Annotated in this window: 15 protein-coding genes; 9 read left to right on the forward strand and 6 right to left on the reverse strand. The window is 65.1% G+C overall.

Features of this window, described 5'->3' with window-relative positions; translation table 11 throughout:
* Positions 1-67: 67 nt before the first annotated feature.
* Both CBW50_RS07945 and CBW50_RS29305 read right to left on the reverse strand, forming a co-directional pair.
* Positions 68-880: an outer envelope protein gene (locus tag CBW50_RS07945; RefSeq protein ID WP_086145081.1), complete on the reverse strand. Its 813-nt coding sequence runs from the start codon at positions 878-880 to the stop codon at positions 68-70.
* 234 nt (positions 881-1,114) lie between these two features.
* Complete coding sequence (locus CBW50_RS29305) at positions 1,115-1,297, reverse strand: hypothetical protein (RefSeq protein WP_172404709.1); 183 nt, start codon at positions 1,295-1,297, stop codon at positions 1,115-1,117.
* Between the two features lie 36 nt (positions 1,298-1,333).
* Here CBW50_RS29305 and CBW50_RS07950 point away from each other — a divergent pair, with 36 nt between their 5' ends.
* From CBW50_RS07950 to CBW50_RS07975, 6 genes are all read left to right on the forward strand, one after another.
* Complete coding sequence (locus CBW50_RS07950) at positions 1,334-2,848, forward strand: ABC transporter ATP-binding protein (protein WP_086145027.1); 1,515 nt, start codon at positions 1,334-1,336, stop codon at positions 2,846-2,848.
* Positions 2,841-3,917: an ABC transporter permease gene (locus CBW50_RS07955; protein WP_086145028.1), complete on the forward strand. Its 1,077-nt coding sequence runs from the start codon at positions 2,841-2,843 to the stop codon at positions 3,915-3,917. The genes CBW50_RS07950 and CBW50_RS07955 overlap by 8 nt, the downstream gene beginning before the upstream one ends.
* On the forward strand, positions 3,910-4,839 hold the full coding sequence (locus tag CBW50_RS07960; protein ID WP_086145029.1) for an ABC transporter permease: 930 nt from the start codon (positions 3,910-3,912) through the stop codon (positions 4,837-4,839). The genes CBW50_RS07955 and CBW50_RS07960 overlap by 8 nt, the downstream gene beginning before the upstream one ends.
* 20 nt (positions 4,840-4,859) lie before the next feature.
* The gene (locus CBW50_RS07965) at positions 4,860-5,936 is read left to right on the forward strand and encodes a BMP family ABC transporter substrate-binding protein (RefSeq protein WP_086145030.1); all 1,077 of its coding nucleotides are present in this window, start codon (positions 4,860-4,862) and stop codon (positions 5,934-5,936) included.
* A 115-nt stretch (positions 5,937-6,051) separates the two neighbouring features.
* Positions 6,052-6,888, forward strand: a complete 837-nt coding sequence (locus CBW50_RS07970) for an HDOD domain-containing protein (RefSeq protein WP_086145031.1) — start codon at positions 6,052-6,054, stop codon at positions 6,886-6,888.
* A 135-nt stretch (positions 6,889-7,023) separates the two neighbouring features.
* A complete protein-coding gene (locus CBW50_RS07975; RefSeq protein ID WP_086145032.1) occupies positions 7,024-8,652 on the forward strand; it encodes a M28 family peptidase in 1,629 nt (542 codons plus the stop codon).
* 43 nt (positions 8,653-8,695) lie between these two features.
* On the opposite strand, the gene CBW50_RS07980 is transcribed toward CBW50_RS07975, so the two are convergent.
* Entirely contained in the window at positions 8,696-9,916 is a 1,221-nt protein-coding gene (locus CBW50_RS07980) for an MFS transporter (protein WP_086145033.1), read from the reverse strand.
* A 196-nt stretch (positions 9,917-10,112) separates the two neighbouring features.
* The gene (locus CBW50_RS07985; protein WP_086145034.1) at positions 10,113-11,111 is read right to left on the reverse strand and encodes an LLM class flavin-dependent oxidoreductase; all 999 of its coding nucleotides are present in this window, start codon (positions 11,109-11,111) and stop codon (positions 10,113-10,115) included.
* Positions 11,112-11,327: 216 nt separating this feature from the next.
* Between CBW50_RS07985 and CBW50_RS07990 the strand changes: the two genes are divergently transcribed.
* Together CBW50_RS07990 and CBW50_RS07995 are read left to right on the forward strand one after the other, a co-directional pair.
* Entirely contained in the window at positions 11,328-12,833 is a 1,506-nt protein-coding gene (locus tag CBW50_RS07990; protein WP_086145035.1) for a dipeptidase, read from the forward strand.
* Positions 12,834-13,027: 194 nt separating this feature from the next.
* A complete protein-coding gene (locus CBW50_RS07995) occupies positions 13,028-14,155 on the forward strand; it encodes a M24 family metallopeptidase (RefSeq protein WP_086145036.1) in 1,128 nt (375 codons plus the stop codon).
* Between the two features lie 128 nt (positions 14,156-14,283).
* On the opposite strand, the gene CBW50_RS08000 is transcribed toward CBW50_RS07995, so the two are convergent.
* A complete protein-coding gene (locus CBW50_RS08000) occupies positions 14,284-14,775 on the reverse strand; it encodes a hypothetical protein (RefSeq protein WP_086145037.1) in 492 nt (163 codons plus the stop codon).
* Between the two features lie 220 nt (positions 14,776-14,995).
* On the opposite strand from CBW50_RS08000, the gene CBW50_RS08005 reads away from it, so the two are divergent.
* On the forward strand, positions 14,996-15,283 hold the full coding sequence (locus CBW50_RS08005) for a hypothetical protein (protein WP_139842443.1): 288 nt from the start codon (positions 14,996-14,998) through the stop codon (positions 15,281-15,283).
* A 16-nt stretch (positions 15,284-15,299) separates the two neighbouring features.
* On the opposite strand, the gene CBW50_RS08010 is transcribed toward CBW50_RS08005, so the two are convergent.
* The gene (locus CBW50_RS08010) at positions 15,300-15,725 is read right to left on the reverse strand and encodes a VanZ family protein (RefSeq protein WP_086145039.1); all 426 of its coding nucleotides are present in this window, start codon (positions 15,723-15,725) and stop codon (positions 15,300-15,302) included.
* Positions 15,726-15,778 lie beyond the last annotated feature (53 nt).

Genomic DNA, 15,778 nt, shown 5'->3' on the forward strand with positions numbered 1-15,778 from the left:
TCGCCAGCTGGAAAGCTTCATGCTGGCATCAGGCGCGATCGTGGGTGTTGATACGTGACAATGATTCTTAGAAATGGTACTCCGCGCGTATCATCGGCGTCTTCGCCGTTTGCCCCACATTGCCCGTGGTGGCGGCCGAATTGCCGAACTTGTTCTTCCAGTACTGGTACTCGATGCCTACGCGGAAGGTATTCTTGGCGCTGCCCAGAGCCGCGCCCACGTCGTACATCACCTGCATGTCGATATTCGTTTCCGCGGCCGTGTCGCGCCCCACTTCATCCTTGCCTTTTGAATCGATGAGGTTGAAAAAGCCTTCGAACGAGAACAGCGGCGACAAGGGGATGGCCCAGGCGCCCGTCAGCATGGCGTGCGTTTTATACGTGTAGCGTCCCGTCACTTGCGAGATGGGCGGGAAGGCGCCGCTGGGGGCGTTGCTTTCGCGCAGCAACAGCAGGCTGGTGTTGAAGAAGCCGGGCACGTCCCACATCAGGGTGGGGCCGGCCACCAGCATGCGCTTGCGCGAGTTGTAGCCGACGTCATTTTTCGTGTTGACGTCGAAGCCGAGGGTGACGCCGACGCCGCGCACGGGGCCGAACTTGATGTCGCTGCCGCGCACCTTGCCGATGTCGATGGTGTTGCGGTATACCAGGTAGGCCTCTTGCGCGCCGGACGTCTTGCCGAGCGCGCCGGGGTCCTTGCTGTCCGAGATCAAAAAGTCCAGGTTGACGAAGTTGCTGCCGTATTTGTAGCCGCTGGCGTGCGTGATGGCAAAGATGTTTTTCTTGATGTCGTCCGGGTTGAACGGCTCGCGGTAATCATTGCCGGCGCGCCAGCTCAGCGCGGTATCGCTCCATTCGGCAGCCTGGGCGGTCGCACCCACGCCGAGGGTGGTAGTGAGGCAGAGCAACAGACACGGTATGGTTTTTGGCACTTTCGGCTCCTGATGGCGGTGTTGGAAAACGGGAACGGGGGATGGCAGGGCGCAGGGGGGCGCCCACTAGCGCGCAGGTAGCGCCGCAATGCGGCACTGCGCGCCGTTCAATCCATGATGCGAGCATCGCCGCGTCGGGCGATATGTCTTGTCTGCATACTTACTATCAGTTCTTGCATATAATCATCGCACCTTCTCGCCCTTGCGGGGCAAGGCGGCCGCTGTAAAGCTGATAATTTTTTTCAAAATTGTAGACAGGTGTTGTTTTTTTGTGGAAATAGAAATGCGCGCCGCCACGCCATCCCCCAAGCGCCGCGGATGCCGATACGATAGAGACAACAGCTTGATTTTTATACCGGCGACCATGCCGGCGACCCCCGCAGCGAGGCACGAAAAAAAACAATGACGGCACGCCTGGAATTACACGACATCAGCAAGCGCTATCCGTCCGTGGTGGCCAATGACGGCATCGATCTCACCGTCGCGCCGGGGCAGATCCACGCCGTGCTCGGCGAAAACGGCGCCGGCAAGTCGACCTTAATGAAAATCATCTACGGCGCCGTGCAGCCCGACGGCGGGCGCATCGTGTGGAATGGCCGCGAGGTCGACATCGCCAACCCGTCGGCCGCGCGCGCGCTCGGCATCGCCATGGTGTTCCAGCACTTTTCCCTGTTCGACACGCTCACCGTGACGGAAAACATCGCCCTCGGTTTGCCCGCCGGCACCAACATGGCGGAGCTGGCCCAGCGCATCGAAGCGACGGCGCGCCAGTACGGCCTGGACCTGGAGCCGCAGCGCCACGTCCACACGCTGTCCGTCGGCGAATGCCAGCGCGTGGAAATCGTGCGCGCCCTGCTGGCCAAGCCGCAACTGCTGATCCTCGATGAACCGACCTCCGTGCTGACGCCGGGCGCCGTGGAAAAGCTGTTCGCTACCCTGCGCCAGCTGGCGGCCGAAGGCTGCAGCATCCTGTACATCAGCCACAAGCTCGACGAAATCCGCGCCCTGTGCCATACGTGCACGGTGGTGCGCGCCGGCAAGAATGCGGGCGTGTGCGACCCGTCGCAAGAGTCGGCAGCCAGCCTGTCGCGCATGATGATAGGCGCCGAGCCGCCCGCCGTCACGCGCGTGGCGCGCACGCCCGGCGCGGCCATGTTGAGCGTGCGCAATCTGCATTTGCCGAAGAGCCATCCGTTCGCCACGCAATTGATCGATATCCATTTCGACGTGCGGGCCGGCGAGATCGTCGGCATCGCCGGCGTGTCCGGCAATGGCCAGCAGGAGTTGCTGGCGGCCCTGTCGGGCGAGGACTTGCGCGCGGCCGCCGCCAGCATCGTGCTCAACGGCACGCCTGCCGGGCGCTTGCCGCCGGGCCGCCGCCGCGCCCTCGGTTTCGGCTTCGTGCCGGAGGAGCGGCTGGGACGCGGTGCCGTGCCCGACATGGCGCTGGCCGACAACGTGTTGTTGAGCTTGCAGACCCCGGCCACCATCCGCCACGGCTTCCTGCGCCGTGGCGCGATCGCGCAGCGGGCCGCCGCCATCATCGCCCGCTTCCAGGTGAAGGCGGGCGGGCCGCAGGCGCTGGCGCGCAGCCTGTCTGGAGGTAATTTGCAGAAATACATAGTCGGACGCGAAGTCATGCGCGAACCCACGGTGCTGGTGGTGGCGCAGCCGACCTGGGGCGTGGACGTGGGCGCGGCCGCGCAAATCCGCGCCGAATTGCTGGCCCTGCGCGACGCGGGCTGTGCCTTGCTCATCGTGTCGGAAGAACTCGATGAATTGTTCGAGATCAGCGACCGCCTGCTGGTGATGGCAAAAGGAAAAATTTCGCCGTCCCTGGACGTGGCCGAGGCCAGCGTGGATCTCGTGGGGCAATGGATGAGCGGACTGTGGCCGCGGGAGGCTGTCCATGGCTAAGTTCGCCTTGCGCCTGGAAGCCCGTCCGACGCCGTCGCGGCTGATGTCGTGGCTGTCGCCCGTGCTGGCCGTGCTGCTGACCGTGCTGTGCGGCGCGCTGCTGTTTGTTGCGCTGGGACACGATCCCTTGGCCGGCCTGGCCGTGTTTTTCGTCGAACCCTTGCGCGACGCGCACGGCTGGTCCGAGCTGGGCATCAAGGTGGCGCCCCTGCTCTTGATCGCCGTCGGCCTGGCTATTTGTTTCCGCGCCAACATCTACAACATCGGCGCGGAAGGGCAGCTGACCCTGGGCGCCATCTGCGGCGGCGCGGCGGCCCTGTACCTCGACGACGGAATCGGCGGCGCGGCCGTCATCGGCATTTCCCTGCTGGCCGGCATGGCGGGCGGCATGGCGTGGGCGGGGCTGGTGGCCTGGCTGCGCGACCGCTACAACGCCAGCGAAATCCTCGTCTCGCTGATGCTGGTCTACATCGCCCAGTTGCTGCTCAGCTATCTCGTGTATGGCGTGCTGCGCGACCCGGAAGGCTACAATTTTCCACAATCGAAACTGCTGTCCGACGGCTTGCTGCTGCCGATGCTCGTCAGCGATACGCGCTTGCACGTGGGTATCGTGTTTGCCCTGCTGGCCTCGCTGGGCGGCTGGCTGTATCTGTCGCGCAGCATAGCCGGCTTCCGCCTGCGCGTGGGCGGCATGGCGCCCGCCGCCGCCCGTTATGCGGGCTTTTCCTCGCGCAAGACCCTATGGTCGTCGATGCTGATCTGCGGCGCCCTGTCCGGCCTGGCGGGCGTGTGCGAAGTGCTGGGGCCGATGGGACAGCTGACACCCACGGTCTCGCCCGGCTACGGCTTTGCCGCCATCATCGTCGCCTTCGTGGGACGGCTGCATCCCGTGGGCGTGATTTTTTCCAGCTTCGTCATGGCCCTGTTCTATATCGGCGGCGAACTGGCGCAATCGCGCCTGGGTCTGCCCAGCGCCATCACGGGCGTGTTCCAGGGCATCCTGCTGTTTGCCTTGCTCGCTTGCGATGTGTTGATCCAATACAAACTGCGCTGGAGGAAACATGGATAACCTGGCCCTGACGATCGCGCCCTTGATCGCCGCCAGCATCAACGCGGGCACGCCGCTGATGCTGGCCGCCCTCGGTTTATTGGTGAATGAAAAAGCGGGCGTGGTGAACCTGGGCGCGGAGGGCATGATGCTGGTCTCGGCCATCACGGGCTTTGCCGTGGCCGTCAACACGGGCAGCCCCACGCTGGGTTTTCTGGCGGGGGCGGGGGCCAGCATGGCGCTGTCGGGCTTCTTTGCCTGGCTGACCGTGTGGCTGGGCACGAACCAGTACGCGACGGGCCTGGCTTTATCTCTGTTCGGCGCGGGCGCGTCCACGTATATCGGCCTGAAGTACGTGGGCAACAGCCTGCACAACGGCCGCTTCGGCATCCCTTTACTGGAAGACATTCCCGTGCTGGGGCCGGCCCTGTTCCGCCAGCATCCGATGGTGTATCTGGCGCTCTTGCTGTGCCTGGCCATCGCCTGGTTCTTGTACCGCACGCGGGCGGGACTCGTGCTGCGCGCCGTGGGCGAGTCGCCAGCGTCCGCGCATGCGCTCGGCTATCCCGTGCGCCGCATCCGCCTGGCGGCCGTGCTGTTCGGCGGCGCCTGCTGCGGCCTGGCCGGCGCCTTTTTGTCGCTCGTCTATACGCCGCTGTGGGTCGAGGGCATGGTGGCGGGACGCGGATGGATCGCCCTGGCGCTGACCACGTTTGCCACCTGGCGCCCGGCGCGCGTGGTGGGCGGCGCCTACCTGTTCGGCGGCATCACGATTCTGACCTTCCACGCGCAGGCGCTGGGCGTGCCCATCGCCTCGCAGCTGCTGTCGATGCTGCCCTACGTGGCGGCCATCGTCGTGCTGGTGCTGATCTCCAGCAATGCCAATTACATCAAGCTGAACATGCCCGCTTCATTGGGGAAAAATTTCACTCCCGGAAATTAATCACTCACACAAGGAAAACCATGTCCAAGAAACTATTGTGCGCCGCCGTCTGCAGTGTTGTTTTGATGCCCGTCATGGCTGCCGCACCGGCCACCGTTCCGCTGAACGTCGGCTTCGTGTACATCAGCCCCATCGGCGACGCTGGCTGGACCACCCAGCACGACCTGGCCCGCAAGGAAATGGAAAAGGCGCTGGGCAACAAGATCAGCACCCGGTTCGTGGAAAACGTGCCGGAGAGCGCCGATGCCGAGCGCGTGATCCGCGACCTGGCGCAGACGGGCAGCAAGCTGGTCATCACGACCTCGTTCGGCTACATGAATCCCACCTTGAAAGTGGCGAAACAATTTCCTAATGTGAAGTTCATCCATTTGACGGGCTACAAGACGGCGCCCAACGTGGCCAACACGAATGCGCGTTTCTACGAAGGCCGCTACCTGGCCGGCGTGCTGGCAGGCAAGATGAGCAAGACCCACGTGGCCGGCTACGTGGCGGCGTTTCCCATCCCGGAAGTGTTGCAGGGAGTTAACGCTTTCACGCGCGGCATGCGCAGCGTCGACCCCAAGGCGGAAGTGAAAGTGGTGTGGGTCAATAGCTGGTTCGATCCGGGCAAGGAACGCGACGCGGCCATCACCCTGATCGGCCAGGGCGCCGACGTGGTCACCCACCACACGGACTCGACGGCCGTGGTGCAGGCAGCGGAAGAGAAGGGCAAGTATGCGATCGCCTACCACTCGGACATGAAAAAGTACGGACCGAAGGCGCAGCTGGCCGCCGTCACCCACCATTGGGGCGAGTACTACACGAAGCAGGCACAGGCCGTGCTGGACGGCACGTGGAAGTCCAGCAGCACCTGGGGCGGCATCAAGGATGGCATGGTCAAGCTGGAAGGCATCAATGCGGCCGTGCCGGCGGACGTGAAACAGTTCGTATTGGCGCGTGAGAAAGACTTGGTTGCAGGAAAACTCAATCCTTTCAGCGCGCCCATCAAGGATAACGACGGCAAAGTGCGGCTGGACAAGGGTGTGCTGGACGATGCGGCGCTGACGAAGATGGATTATTTTGTCGAAGGCGTGGCGGGTAAAGTTTCCGGAAAGTAATAGGGTTGCGTATAAACTTGCTGTAATATTGCCGGAAACGGGAGCCGGGCCGGGAGCGCATTCCCGGCCCATCCACACAGCAAGGCCAGCATTGGCCCGTAACGGAGACAGCATCATGGATAGACTGGAAGTATTCAAGATTATCGCGCTGCAAGCGAGCAAGGGCGAGCTGACCTTCCCCGCCAACGTCAAGGCCACCTTGAAGTTGCAGGAAGCGCTCGATGACCCCGAATGCCATATCGAGGCGGCCGCCCGCATGGTCATGGCCGAGCCCCTGCTGTCGGCGCGGGTCGTGGCCTTGGCCAATTCGGCCGCCTACAACCGTTCCGGCAATGAAATCGCCAATGTGCGCGCAGCCGTCTCGCGCCTGGGCTTTGCCACCTTGAAATCGATGGTGGCGTCCGTCATCGTGCGCCAGCTGGGCAGCCAGATCACGGACCCGCAATTGCGCGCCAAGGCGGCCAGGCTGTGGGAACACACGGCCCACGTGGCCGCGCTGAGCCAGGTCATCGCCAGAAAAGTCACGCACGTGGACGTGGAAACGGCCATGTTCGCCGCCATCGTGCATGAAGTGGGCGGCTTTTATCTGCTGTCGCGCGCCGAGGAATATCCGGGCTTGCTCGACGACAACACCGAAGACTGGATCGAATACGGCGAAAAACTGATCGGCCGCGGCGTGTTGCGCCAGCTGCAAGTGCCCGACATGGTCTTGCAGGCCGTGGAAGGCATGTGGCACGGCGGCAGCCCGTTCCCGCCCCGCACCCTGGGCGCGACCCTGGTGCTGGCCAATGATCTGTCGCCCGTCGGCTCGCCCCTGCACCCGCCGGAAAGCGCCGCGCGGCGCCTGGCTGCGGCGAAGATCGATTTTGGGATTGGCGGCAGCACCCTGCACACTATCCTCGAGGAATCGGCCGAAGAGATCGAATCCTTGGCGGCCGCCCTGCTGGTGTAATTTACCCCTCGATGACATCCCCGCCCTTGCCGCGGGGATTTTTTCGTCCGCATTTTGCTGAGTCTTCGCCATGGCATACAATCGCCGGCTCGGCCATCCGCCGGACTGAATGTCTCCTCTTACCCAAAGGATTTTATGCAGAAGCTGTTTTTTTCCCTGGCCGTCACGGCACTCGCTTCCGGCCTGGCGCTGGCCTTTCCCGCTTATGCTGCGCATGACTTGCCCGTGGTGCAGGAAGCGCCGCTGCGCGCCCACCTGGCCTTCCTGTCCAACGATTTATTGGAAGGCCGCGGCACGGGCCAGCGCGGCGCCGACCTGACGGTGGCTTACCTGGAAACCCAGGCGCAGATGGCCGGATTGCAACCCGTGCGTGGCAACAGCTACCGCCAGAGCGTGCAGATCGCCGGCGTGAAATCCTTGCCACAAGACAGCAGCCTGCAGGCGGTGGCAGGCGGCAAGCCCGTGCCGCTGGCCTTCGGCCCCGACTGGGTGTGGGCCACGGGCGATTCCGTTGCCGCCCACGCGTTCGATGCGCCGCTGGTGTTCGTCGGCTACGGCATCACGGCGCCGGAAGAGGGCTGGAACGATTTCAAGGGCGCCGATGTCAAAAACAAGATCGTCGTCATGATGGTCAACGACCCGCAGCCGACCGCGCTCGATCCGAACCGCTTCGGCGGCAAGGCGCTCACCTATTACGGCCGCTGGACGTATAAATTCGAGGAAGCCAAACGCCAGGGCGCGGCCGGTGTGTTGCTGATCCACACGAAACCATCGGCCTCGTATGACTGGAGCGTCGTGCAGAACAGCTGGAGCGGCGGCGAACGTTTTCAACTGGCAGACCGCACGGCCGGCACGCCCCTGCAGGGCTGGATCGCGGAAGACGCGGCGCGCCGCCTGTTTGCGGCCGGCGGACAGGACCTGGACGCCTTGCGCGCCAAGGCGGAAAGCAAGGATTTCCAGGCCGTCGCCTTGAACGCCAAGCTGTCGGGCGAGATGAAGTCCATCGTGCGCAAGGTGGAGCAGTTCAATATCGCCGGCATGGTGCCGGGTACCGACCCGACATTGAAAGATGAAGCCGTCATCTACAGCGGCCACTGGGACCACCTGGGCAAGCAGGGTAATTCGGGCGATACCATCTACAACGGCGCCGTCGACAATGCCTCGGGCACGGCCGGCCTGCTGGCCATGGCGCAGGAAGCCGTGAAAAAGCCGGCGAAGCGCACGCAGATCTTCCTGTGGGTGGCGGCCGAAGAGCAGGGGCTATTGGGCAGCGCCGCCTACGCGGCGGACCCGCTGTGGCCGCTGGACAAGACGGCCGCCGCCCTGAACCTCGACAGCCTCAATTTCGTGGGCGCCACGCATGACATCGGCGCGCAGGGCAGCGAGCGCACGGAGCTGGGCGCCATGGCGGCGGCGACGGCCAAAGCCATGGGCATGCATATCGCGCCAGCCCGCCCCGACTTGGCCGGCGGCTATTTCCGCAGCGACCATTTCAGTTTTGCCAAGGCGGGCGTGCCCGCGTTTTCCATCAATGGCGGACGCGACTACATCAAGGACGTGGCCGCGTCGAAAGCCAAGGCGGCCGCCTACGGTCCCCGCTACCATCAGGTGAGCGACGAGTACGACGCCAGCTGGGATTTGTCCGGCATGACGCAGCAGGCGCAGTTCACCCTGAACCTGGGGCAAGCGGTGGCCAACGCGGCGAAAATGCCGGCCTGGAAGGCGGGCGATGCATTCGGCAAGGCGCGCGGGCAGGCGAAGTAAGGACGTAAAAAACCGCTCTGTCGAGCGGTTTTTCTTGCGCTGGTCAGGTTGAGCTTGCCCGTTCCAGCCGGCGCTGCGCGTGGCGGTACTTGCTCCACACCAGCAGCATCAGTAGCGGCATGGCGCCGCCGACCATGCACAGGGCGGGCCAGCCGCCGGCGGCAAAGCTGGCGCTGGCCAGGGCCGAGCCGGCCGACGCGCCGATGAAGCCGCCCGCGATGAAGACAGTGGTGACCCGCGCCCGCGCATGCGGCGCCAGTTTATAGATGATGGACTGGTGCGTCACTTGCAAGCCCATCACGCCCATGTCCAGCAGGACGATGCCGATCAACAGCAGCACCAGCGAATGGGCGCCGAAGCCGATCAGGGCCCAGCCCGCGATCGAGGCGACGGCCAGCAGCCACGTGGCCTGGCGCGCGTAGCCTCGGTCGGCCATGCGGCCCGCCGTGTTGGCGGCAAAGGCGCCGGTGGCGCCGGCCAGGCCGAACAGGCCGATCTGCATTTCCGAATAGTGATAGGGCGCGCCGCTGAGCAAGAAGGTCAGGCCCGTCCAGAACACGCTGAAAGTGCCCAGGCCCAGGCCCGAGAACAGGGCGCGCTGGCGCAGCAGCGGTTCCTGGCGGATGATGTCGGCCAGCGAGGCCATCAGCTTGCCGTACTGCAGCTTGCCACGCGGCGTCTCGTTGGGCAGGATGCGGCGCAGCATGACGAGCAGGGCGGCCACGACGATGGCGGCCAGCACGTAGACGGTGCGCCAGCCGCCGCTGATCTGCGACACCGTGCCGGACACGGTACGCGCCAGCAAGATGCCCAATAATAAACCCGTCATGACGGTGCCTACCATGCGGCCCCGGCTGTGGTCGGGCGCATACGAAGCCACCATGGCCGTGACGACCATCAATGCGCTGGCCGTGATCCCCATCAATACGCTGGCGATGGCAAAGACGATAATATTCTGACTGGTAGCGGCCAGCAGCAGGGCGCCGATCTTGGCGATCAGCATCCACGTCAGCAACTGGCGGCGGTTCAGCACATCGCTGAGGGGCACCAGGAAGACGATGCCCAGCACGTAGCCGATCTGCGTGGCCGTGACCAGGTAGCCCGCCTGCGGCACGCTGACGCCAAACGAGGCGGCCAGCATGGACGTGAGCGGCTGCACGTAGTACAGGCTGGCGACGAGTACGCCGGCGGACAGGGCGAACAACAGGATGCGGGTGGAACTGAGCAGGGTGCCGGCGTCGACGGAAGATGGTGCGGATTTCATGCGGTACAGCTTTCTTGGAATAATGCTTTTGGATGAGCATGATAGCGGGGCTGCGCATTTCTTGCCGGGCAGGGCCGATTTTGCGGCGGGAAGGCGGGCAAGGCAGCAGGCAAAACAGCAGGCAAAAAAATCCCGGCGATCGTTGCCGACGGCCGGGAAAAGGGTATTTGGGGAAATACCGGGAGAGACAGTGAAGTTACTGCGCGCGCGCCAGCTCCGCATGCACCTGCGCCGTGATTTCATACGAACGCAGGCGGTGCTGGTGTTCGAAGATTTGCGAGGTGATCATCAGTTCGTCGGCGCCCGTTTCGGCGATGAAGGCGGCCATTTTCGCCTTGACCGTGTCCGGCGCGCCGATGGCCGTGCACGACAGGACGGAGTCGAGCATGGCGCGTTCCTGCGGGCCCAGCTGCTCCAGGTAGGCGGGCACGGGCGGCTGCAGACGCGACGGGCGGCCCGTGCGCAGGTTGACGAAGGCCTGCTGCATCGACGTGGCGCGCAGGTGCGCCTCGGCATCCGTATCGGCGGCGAACACGTTAAAGCCCAGCATCACGTAGGGTTGCGCCAATTGCTTCGACGGCTTGAAGTGCTCGCGGTAATACGCCACGGCCTGCAGCATCATTTGCGGCGCGAAGTGCGAGGCGAACGCATACGGCAAGCCCAGGTGGGCGGCCAGCTGGGCGCCGAACAGGCTGGACCCGAGTATCCACACGGGCACTTTCGCGCCCTTGCCGGGCACGGCCAGCACGCGCTGGCGCGGCTCGTCGGACATGTAGTCGATCAATTCCAGCACGTCCTGCGGAAACTGCTCCGCGTCGGACTGCAGGTCGCGGCGCAGGGCGCGCGCCGTCGTCTGGTCGGAGCCGGGCGCGCGGCCCAGGCCCAGGTCGATGCGGCCCGGGTGCAGCGCTTCCAGTGTGCCGAACTGTTCCGCGATGACGAGCGGCGAGTGGTTCGGCAGCATCACGCCGCCCGCGCCCACGCGGATGGTGTTCGTGCCGGCCGCCACATGGGCGATGACGACGGCCGTGGCGGCGCTGGCGATGCCGGGCATGCCGTGGTGTTCGGCCAGCCAGTAGCGGTTGTAGCCCCAGCGTTCGCCGTGCTGCGCCAGGTCCAGCGTGTTCTTGAACGACTGGCTGGCGTTGCTGCCTTCGGCGATGGGCGCGAGGTCAAGTATGGAAAATGGAATCATGGTAGCGATATCGGGACGTGGTGGAAAATCACAATGGACGATTTGTCTATCCCCTGACGCTGGCAGGGTCACCCATGACGGCGTGGCGGGGAAGACAGGCTGGGCACATGATAATGCGAATCGGGAATTTGCGTACTGATCGGTAAAAAACTCGTGTTGATTGGAAATCGGTGCGGGCGATGCTAGAGTGGACCTCCCTACTTTATGCGCCCGGCCATGTTCAAGAAACCCCTGCTGTTGTCCCTGCTTGGCCTGCTGCTGCAGCCCTCCGTTCACGCCGCGCCCGTCAGCCCGCAGGCGCAGGAGACGGCCCGCTACGCGCTGGCCACCTATCCCGAAGCGCTGATCGCCAGCCTGGCGAAAATGGTCAGTTTCAACACGGTGGCCGACCCGGCCGTGCCGTATGCCGAGAATCCCCAGCACACGGGTTTTAAACGCTACCTGGCGGCCGAGGCGCAGCGCCTCGGTTTCGACTTCCATGATCACGGCCACGTGCTGATCGTCGGCATGGGCAGGGGCAGCGAGCGGGTGGGCGTGATCACGCACGGCGACGTGCAGCCCGTCAATCCCGCCAAGTGGGCCCGCTCGCCGTTCGAGCTGGACCGCACCAGCGAACCTGGCAAACTGCTGGGACGGGGCACGGAAGACGACAAGGGCCCCATCGCCACGGCCCTGTACGCGATGAAAGCCATCCAGGACAAGCAAGTGCCGTTGAGCAAGCGCATCGAGCTGTACGTGTACATGGCCGAGGAATCGGACTGGGAACCGCTGAAACAGTTTCTCAAGACCCATACGCCGCCGCAAGTGAACATCACCATCGATGCGGAATACCCGGTGGTGACGGCCGAGAAGGGCTATGGCTCCATCAAGCTGACCTTGCCGCCGCGCACGGCCATGCCGGCCGACGGCGGCCCCGTGCTGAAGAGCCTGACGGGCGGCTTTTTCGGCAGCCAGATCCCGGAGGACGCACAAGCCGTCATCGAACGCGCGCCGGCCGCGCTGGAAGCGGCCATCCGCGTCCGCGCGCTGCAGCAGAAGGGCATGCGCTACAGCTACGCGCGCGCCGGCGAGACCTTGACGGTGACGGCGCTGGGCGTGTCGGCCCACTCGTCGAAGCCGGAAGACGGCGTCAACGCCATCAGCATGCTGGCCGACGCCCTGGCCGTGCAGCCGTGGCGGGGCACGCAGGCGGCCGACATGCTGTCGTTCCTGAATGAACTGGTGGGTACCGGCATTTACGGCGAGCGCTTCGGCCAGATCGCCTACCGCGACAGCTTCATGGGGCCGATGACGGTGGCGCCGACCGTGCTCAGGCAGCAAGGCGGAGAACTGGAACTCAATATCAACCTGCGCCGTCCGCAAGGCAAGACGGCGGCCGTGCTGCAGCAGCAGGTGACGGCCGCCTTCGACGGCTGGAAGGCGCGGCGCCAGGTGCCGGCCGCCCTGCAGGTGCAGATCGGCGAGCCATGGCTGCAGACGGACGCGCCGCAGATTCCCACTTTATTGTCCGTCTTCGCGCACTACACGGGCATGGCGCATCCGCAACCGGTCGCCATCGGCGGCGGCACCAATTCGCGCCTGTTCCCGAACGCCGTCAGCTTCGGCCCGGCCATGCCGCACACGGTCTACACGGGGCATTCGGAACACGAGTTCATCACGGAAAAGCAACTGCTGCTGAACTTGCAGATGTACACGGCCGTGCTGATCGAACTGGCGAAATAGCCGCTTGAAAAAATAAAGGGAAGTCATAGACTGCAAGCCTGGGACAAGTCCGGGTGCGGAACTTTTTGTTTGCGCGCGGGTCATACGTTTCCATGTGGGAAGGGAGCAGCTATGCATAGTCGACAGGACGCCCGGCTGGCGCCAGGCAGGGCAGGCGGGGCGGCGTCACGCCAGGTCCCGGGCAAGGAGCGGCCATGAACTGGCCGCTGGAACTGGAAGTGGCGCACAAGCTGGCGCAGATGCGCGGCTGGCTGGAAGACCAGCGTGCCGGCGCCGTGCGCCTGCGCGGCGTGGACTGGTTTGCCTGGGCCACGGCGGGGGCGTCGAACAGCCATTGCCAGACGGCCGAGTGCGGCTGTGCGGAAGTGCTGGTCACGCGCGACGCGGCCTATATCCTGACGGACGAGGCCGAAGCCATGCGCATGCGCGAGGAAGAGGTGCGCGGGCCATGGACGTGGCAAGTGTCGCCCTGGATGCAGCCGCAGCTGTATGAATTGCGCGAGCATTTCGTGCAGCATGTGGCCGGCGGCGCGCCCATCCTGTCTGACCGGCCGGGCTTGCATGAGCGCAGCCTGCCCATCGCCCTGCGCGAAGAGCGGCTGGTGCTGCTGGAGTCGGAACAGCTGCGTTACCGGCAGGTGGGCCAACTGGCCGCCAGCGCGGCTGCGGACGCCTTGCGCCAGGCCCGTCCTGACTGGAGCGAGCAGGAACTGGCCGCCGCCTGCGTGCGCGCGCTGTGGCTGCGGGGCTTGCAAGCCGTGCACGTGCTGGTCAGCGGAGTCGAACGCCAGCAGCGGTATCGCCGCGCACCGCCAGCCCATGTGCTGCTCGGTGCGCAAGCCGTGCTGGCCCTGTGCGCGCGGCGCTTCGGCCTGTGCGCCAGCCTCAGCCGTCAGCGGCGCTTCGGTCCGGCGCAGCATCGCGCCGATGGCGCGGCCGTGGTCATGGACGATGCCGATGCCGCCATGCTGGCGCTGGAAGCGGTCGCCCTCGACGCGTGCGAGACGGGCCATGCGCTGAGCATGGTGTACCACGCGCTTGACAGCGCCTACGCATATGCGGGCCAGCCCGACACGGTGCGCACCAGCCGCCAGGGCGGCATCCATGGCTACCTGGCGCCCGAAGTGGCGGCCGGCGCGCACACGGAAATCATCCTCAAGCGCGGCATGGCGCTGGCCTTCCACCCCAGCTTGCCCGGCAGCACCGTGGAAGACACCTTCCTGCTCGACGGCGGCCAGTTGCACAACCTGACCCACGACCCTGCCTGGCCTTCGGCCGTGGTGCAGGGGCGCAGCCGGCCGCTGACCCTGGCACTGGCCTAGCTCCGCCTGGTGCGGGAGCGGCCTGGGCAGCCTGCCGCCTGGCTGGCATCCCAGGCGGCGCCGGGTGGGCGCCGCATGCGGCAGCCCGTAGCAGCGGCGGACATCGGCCCATCGGCCCGTATCTCGTATCAGTAGCGCTGCATCACGCCTTTCTGCACGCTGACCCGGTCGCCGATCTGGAAGGCGGGCTGGGTGTTTTGCATGAAGGTGCGCGTCGTGCCGTCGTCCAGGCGCAAGGTAACGCGGTAGAGCATATTGCCCGTCGCGCCAGAGGTGCTGCCGGCGGTGCCCGACGTGCCCGCCTGCATGTCGGCACTGCCTTGCTCCATGCTGCGCGGCACGGTTTCTATCGATTGCACCGTGGCCGAGCTGATGTTCATGGTGGATTGCCCCATGTCGTTGTTCATGCCGCTAGTGCCATGGCTCATGGTGTTGCCGGTATCGGTGGCGGTGCTGGCCGTGCTGCTGGCCGGCGTGCTGCCTTGCGGCGTCGTGCCGGCCGGCGCGGCATAGGTTTCGCCGCTATTGCTGCGGGCCAGGCTGGCATTGTCCGAGGAATGGCAGGCCGCCAGCAAGGCGCATGTCATGCCGGTCAGCAGCAGGGTTGTTTTCGATCTCATCTTGGTCTCCTCATGGTCGCACACTCAGGATCGGCACCCGCGGTGAGGCGGATAGCAGCGATTGCTGCATGTAAGAGCATGGCGGGGCGGGGATGTTCGGCGGCCATCATTGCTGATTGAGCTAGATCAAGCGGCTAGTTGTCGCGCTTGGTATAAGAGATGTTGGCAATCAACATTTCGCGCGCTCGCGCGTTTCCTCACTGTTCAATCGGGAGAAAAAATGTCATCTGGCCCTACCGTAAAACTGATCGACGAGTTGGTGCTGGCCATCGCCGGCACTGCGCATGATGCCCGTGCGCGCCATGTGCTGGCGCAAGCCTTGCATGGCCTGGTGCGGCTGGCGCGCTCGGAACAGTTGCTGGACATGCAGCGCGACGCGGCACGCGCGCTGGGCGCCGGCAGCCGGCGTGAAATGCGCGCCCTGATGCGGCGCGTGGGCACGCGCGGTACGCGCGGCCAGGGGCAGCTGCCGCTGGAATTGCAGGACAGCGAAGCGGACCGCGCCTGACGGGCCGTGCGCCCGTTCAGGCTTCGGGCAGCGGCGCAGCCTTGCCGAGGGCGGCGGCGACCATCTTCGGCCACAGGAAACACAGGGGCAGGCAGACCGCTACGGCCGCCGTGACATCGACCACCCAGTCGCTGACGGCGCCGCGGCGGTAGGGCAGGAAACTCTGGATGAACTCGTCCAGCGCCCCCATGGCGGCCGCCATCAGCACGGCCAGCACGGCGCGGCGCGCCATGCCGCCGCGCGTGCCGCTGAACAGGATCAGGGCCAGCACGCCATAGCCGAGCGAATGCAGCACGCCGCCTGACGCGTACTGGCCGACATCGGCGCGCACGCCAGGTATGTCGCCGATCAATATCACCAGCGCGTACAGCAGCAACGCGATGCGGTAGCGCAGGCGTTCATGACGATCGGCAAAACAGAGTTCCAGAAATGGTGCGGGCATGATGTATCGGGAAAGGCGGAAAGGGCAACAATAACATTCCACGTGGCTAACGG

Source organism: Janthinobacterium sp. GW458P (assembly GCF_002127585.1).
GTDB lineage: Bacteria > Pseudomonadota > Gammaproteobacteria > Burkholderiales > Burkholderiaceae_D > Janthinobacterium.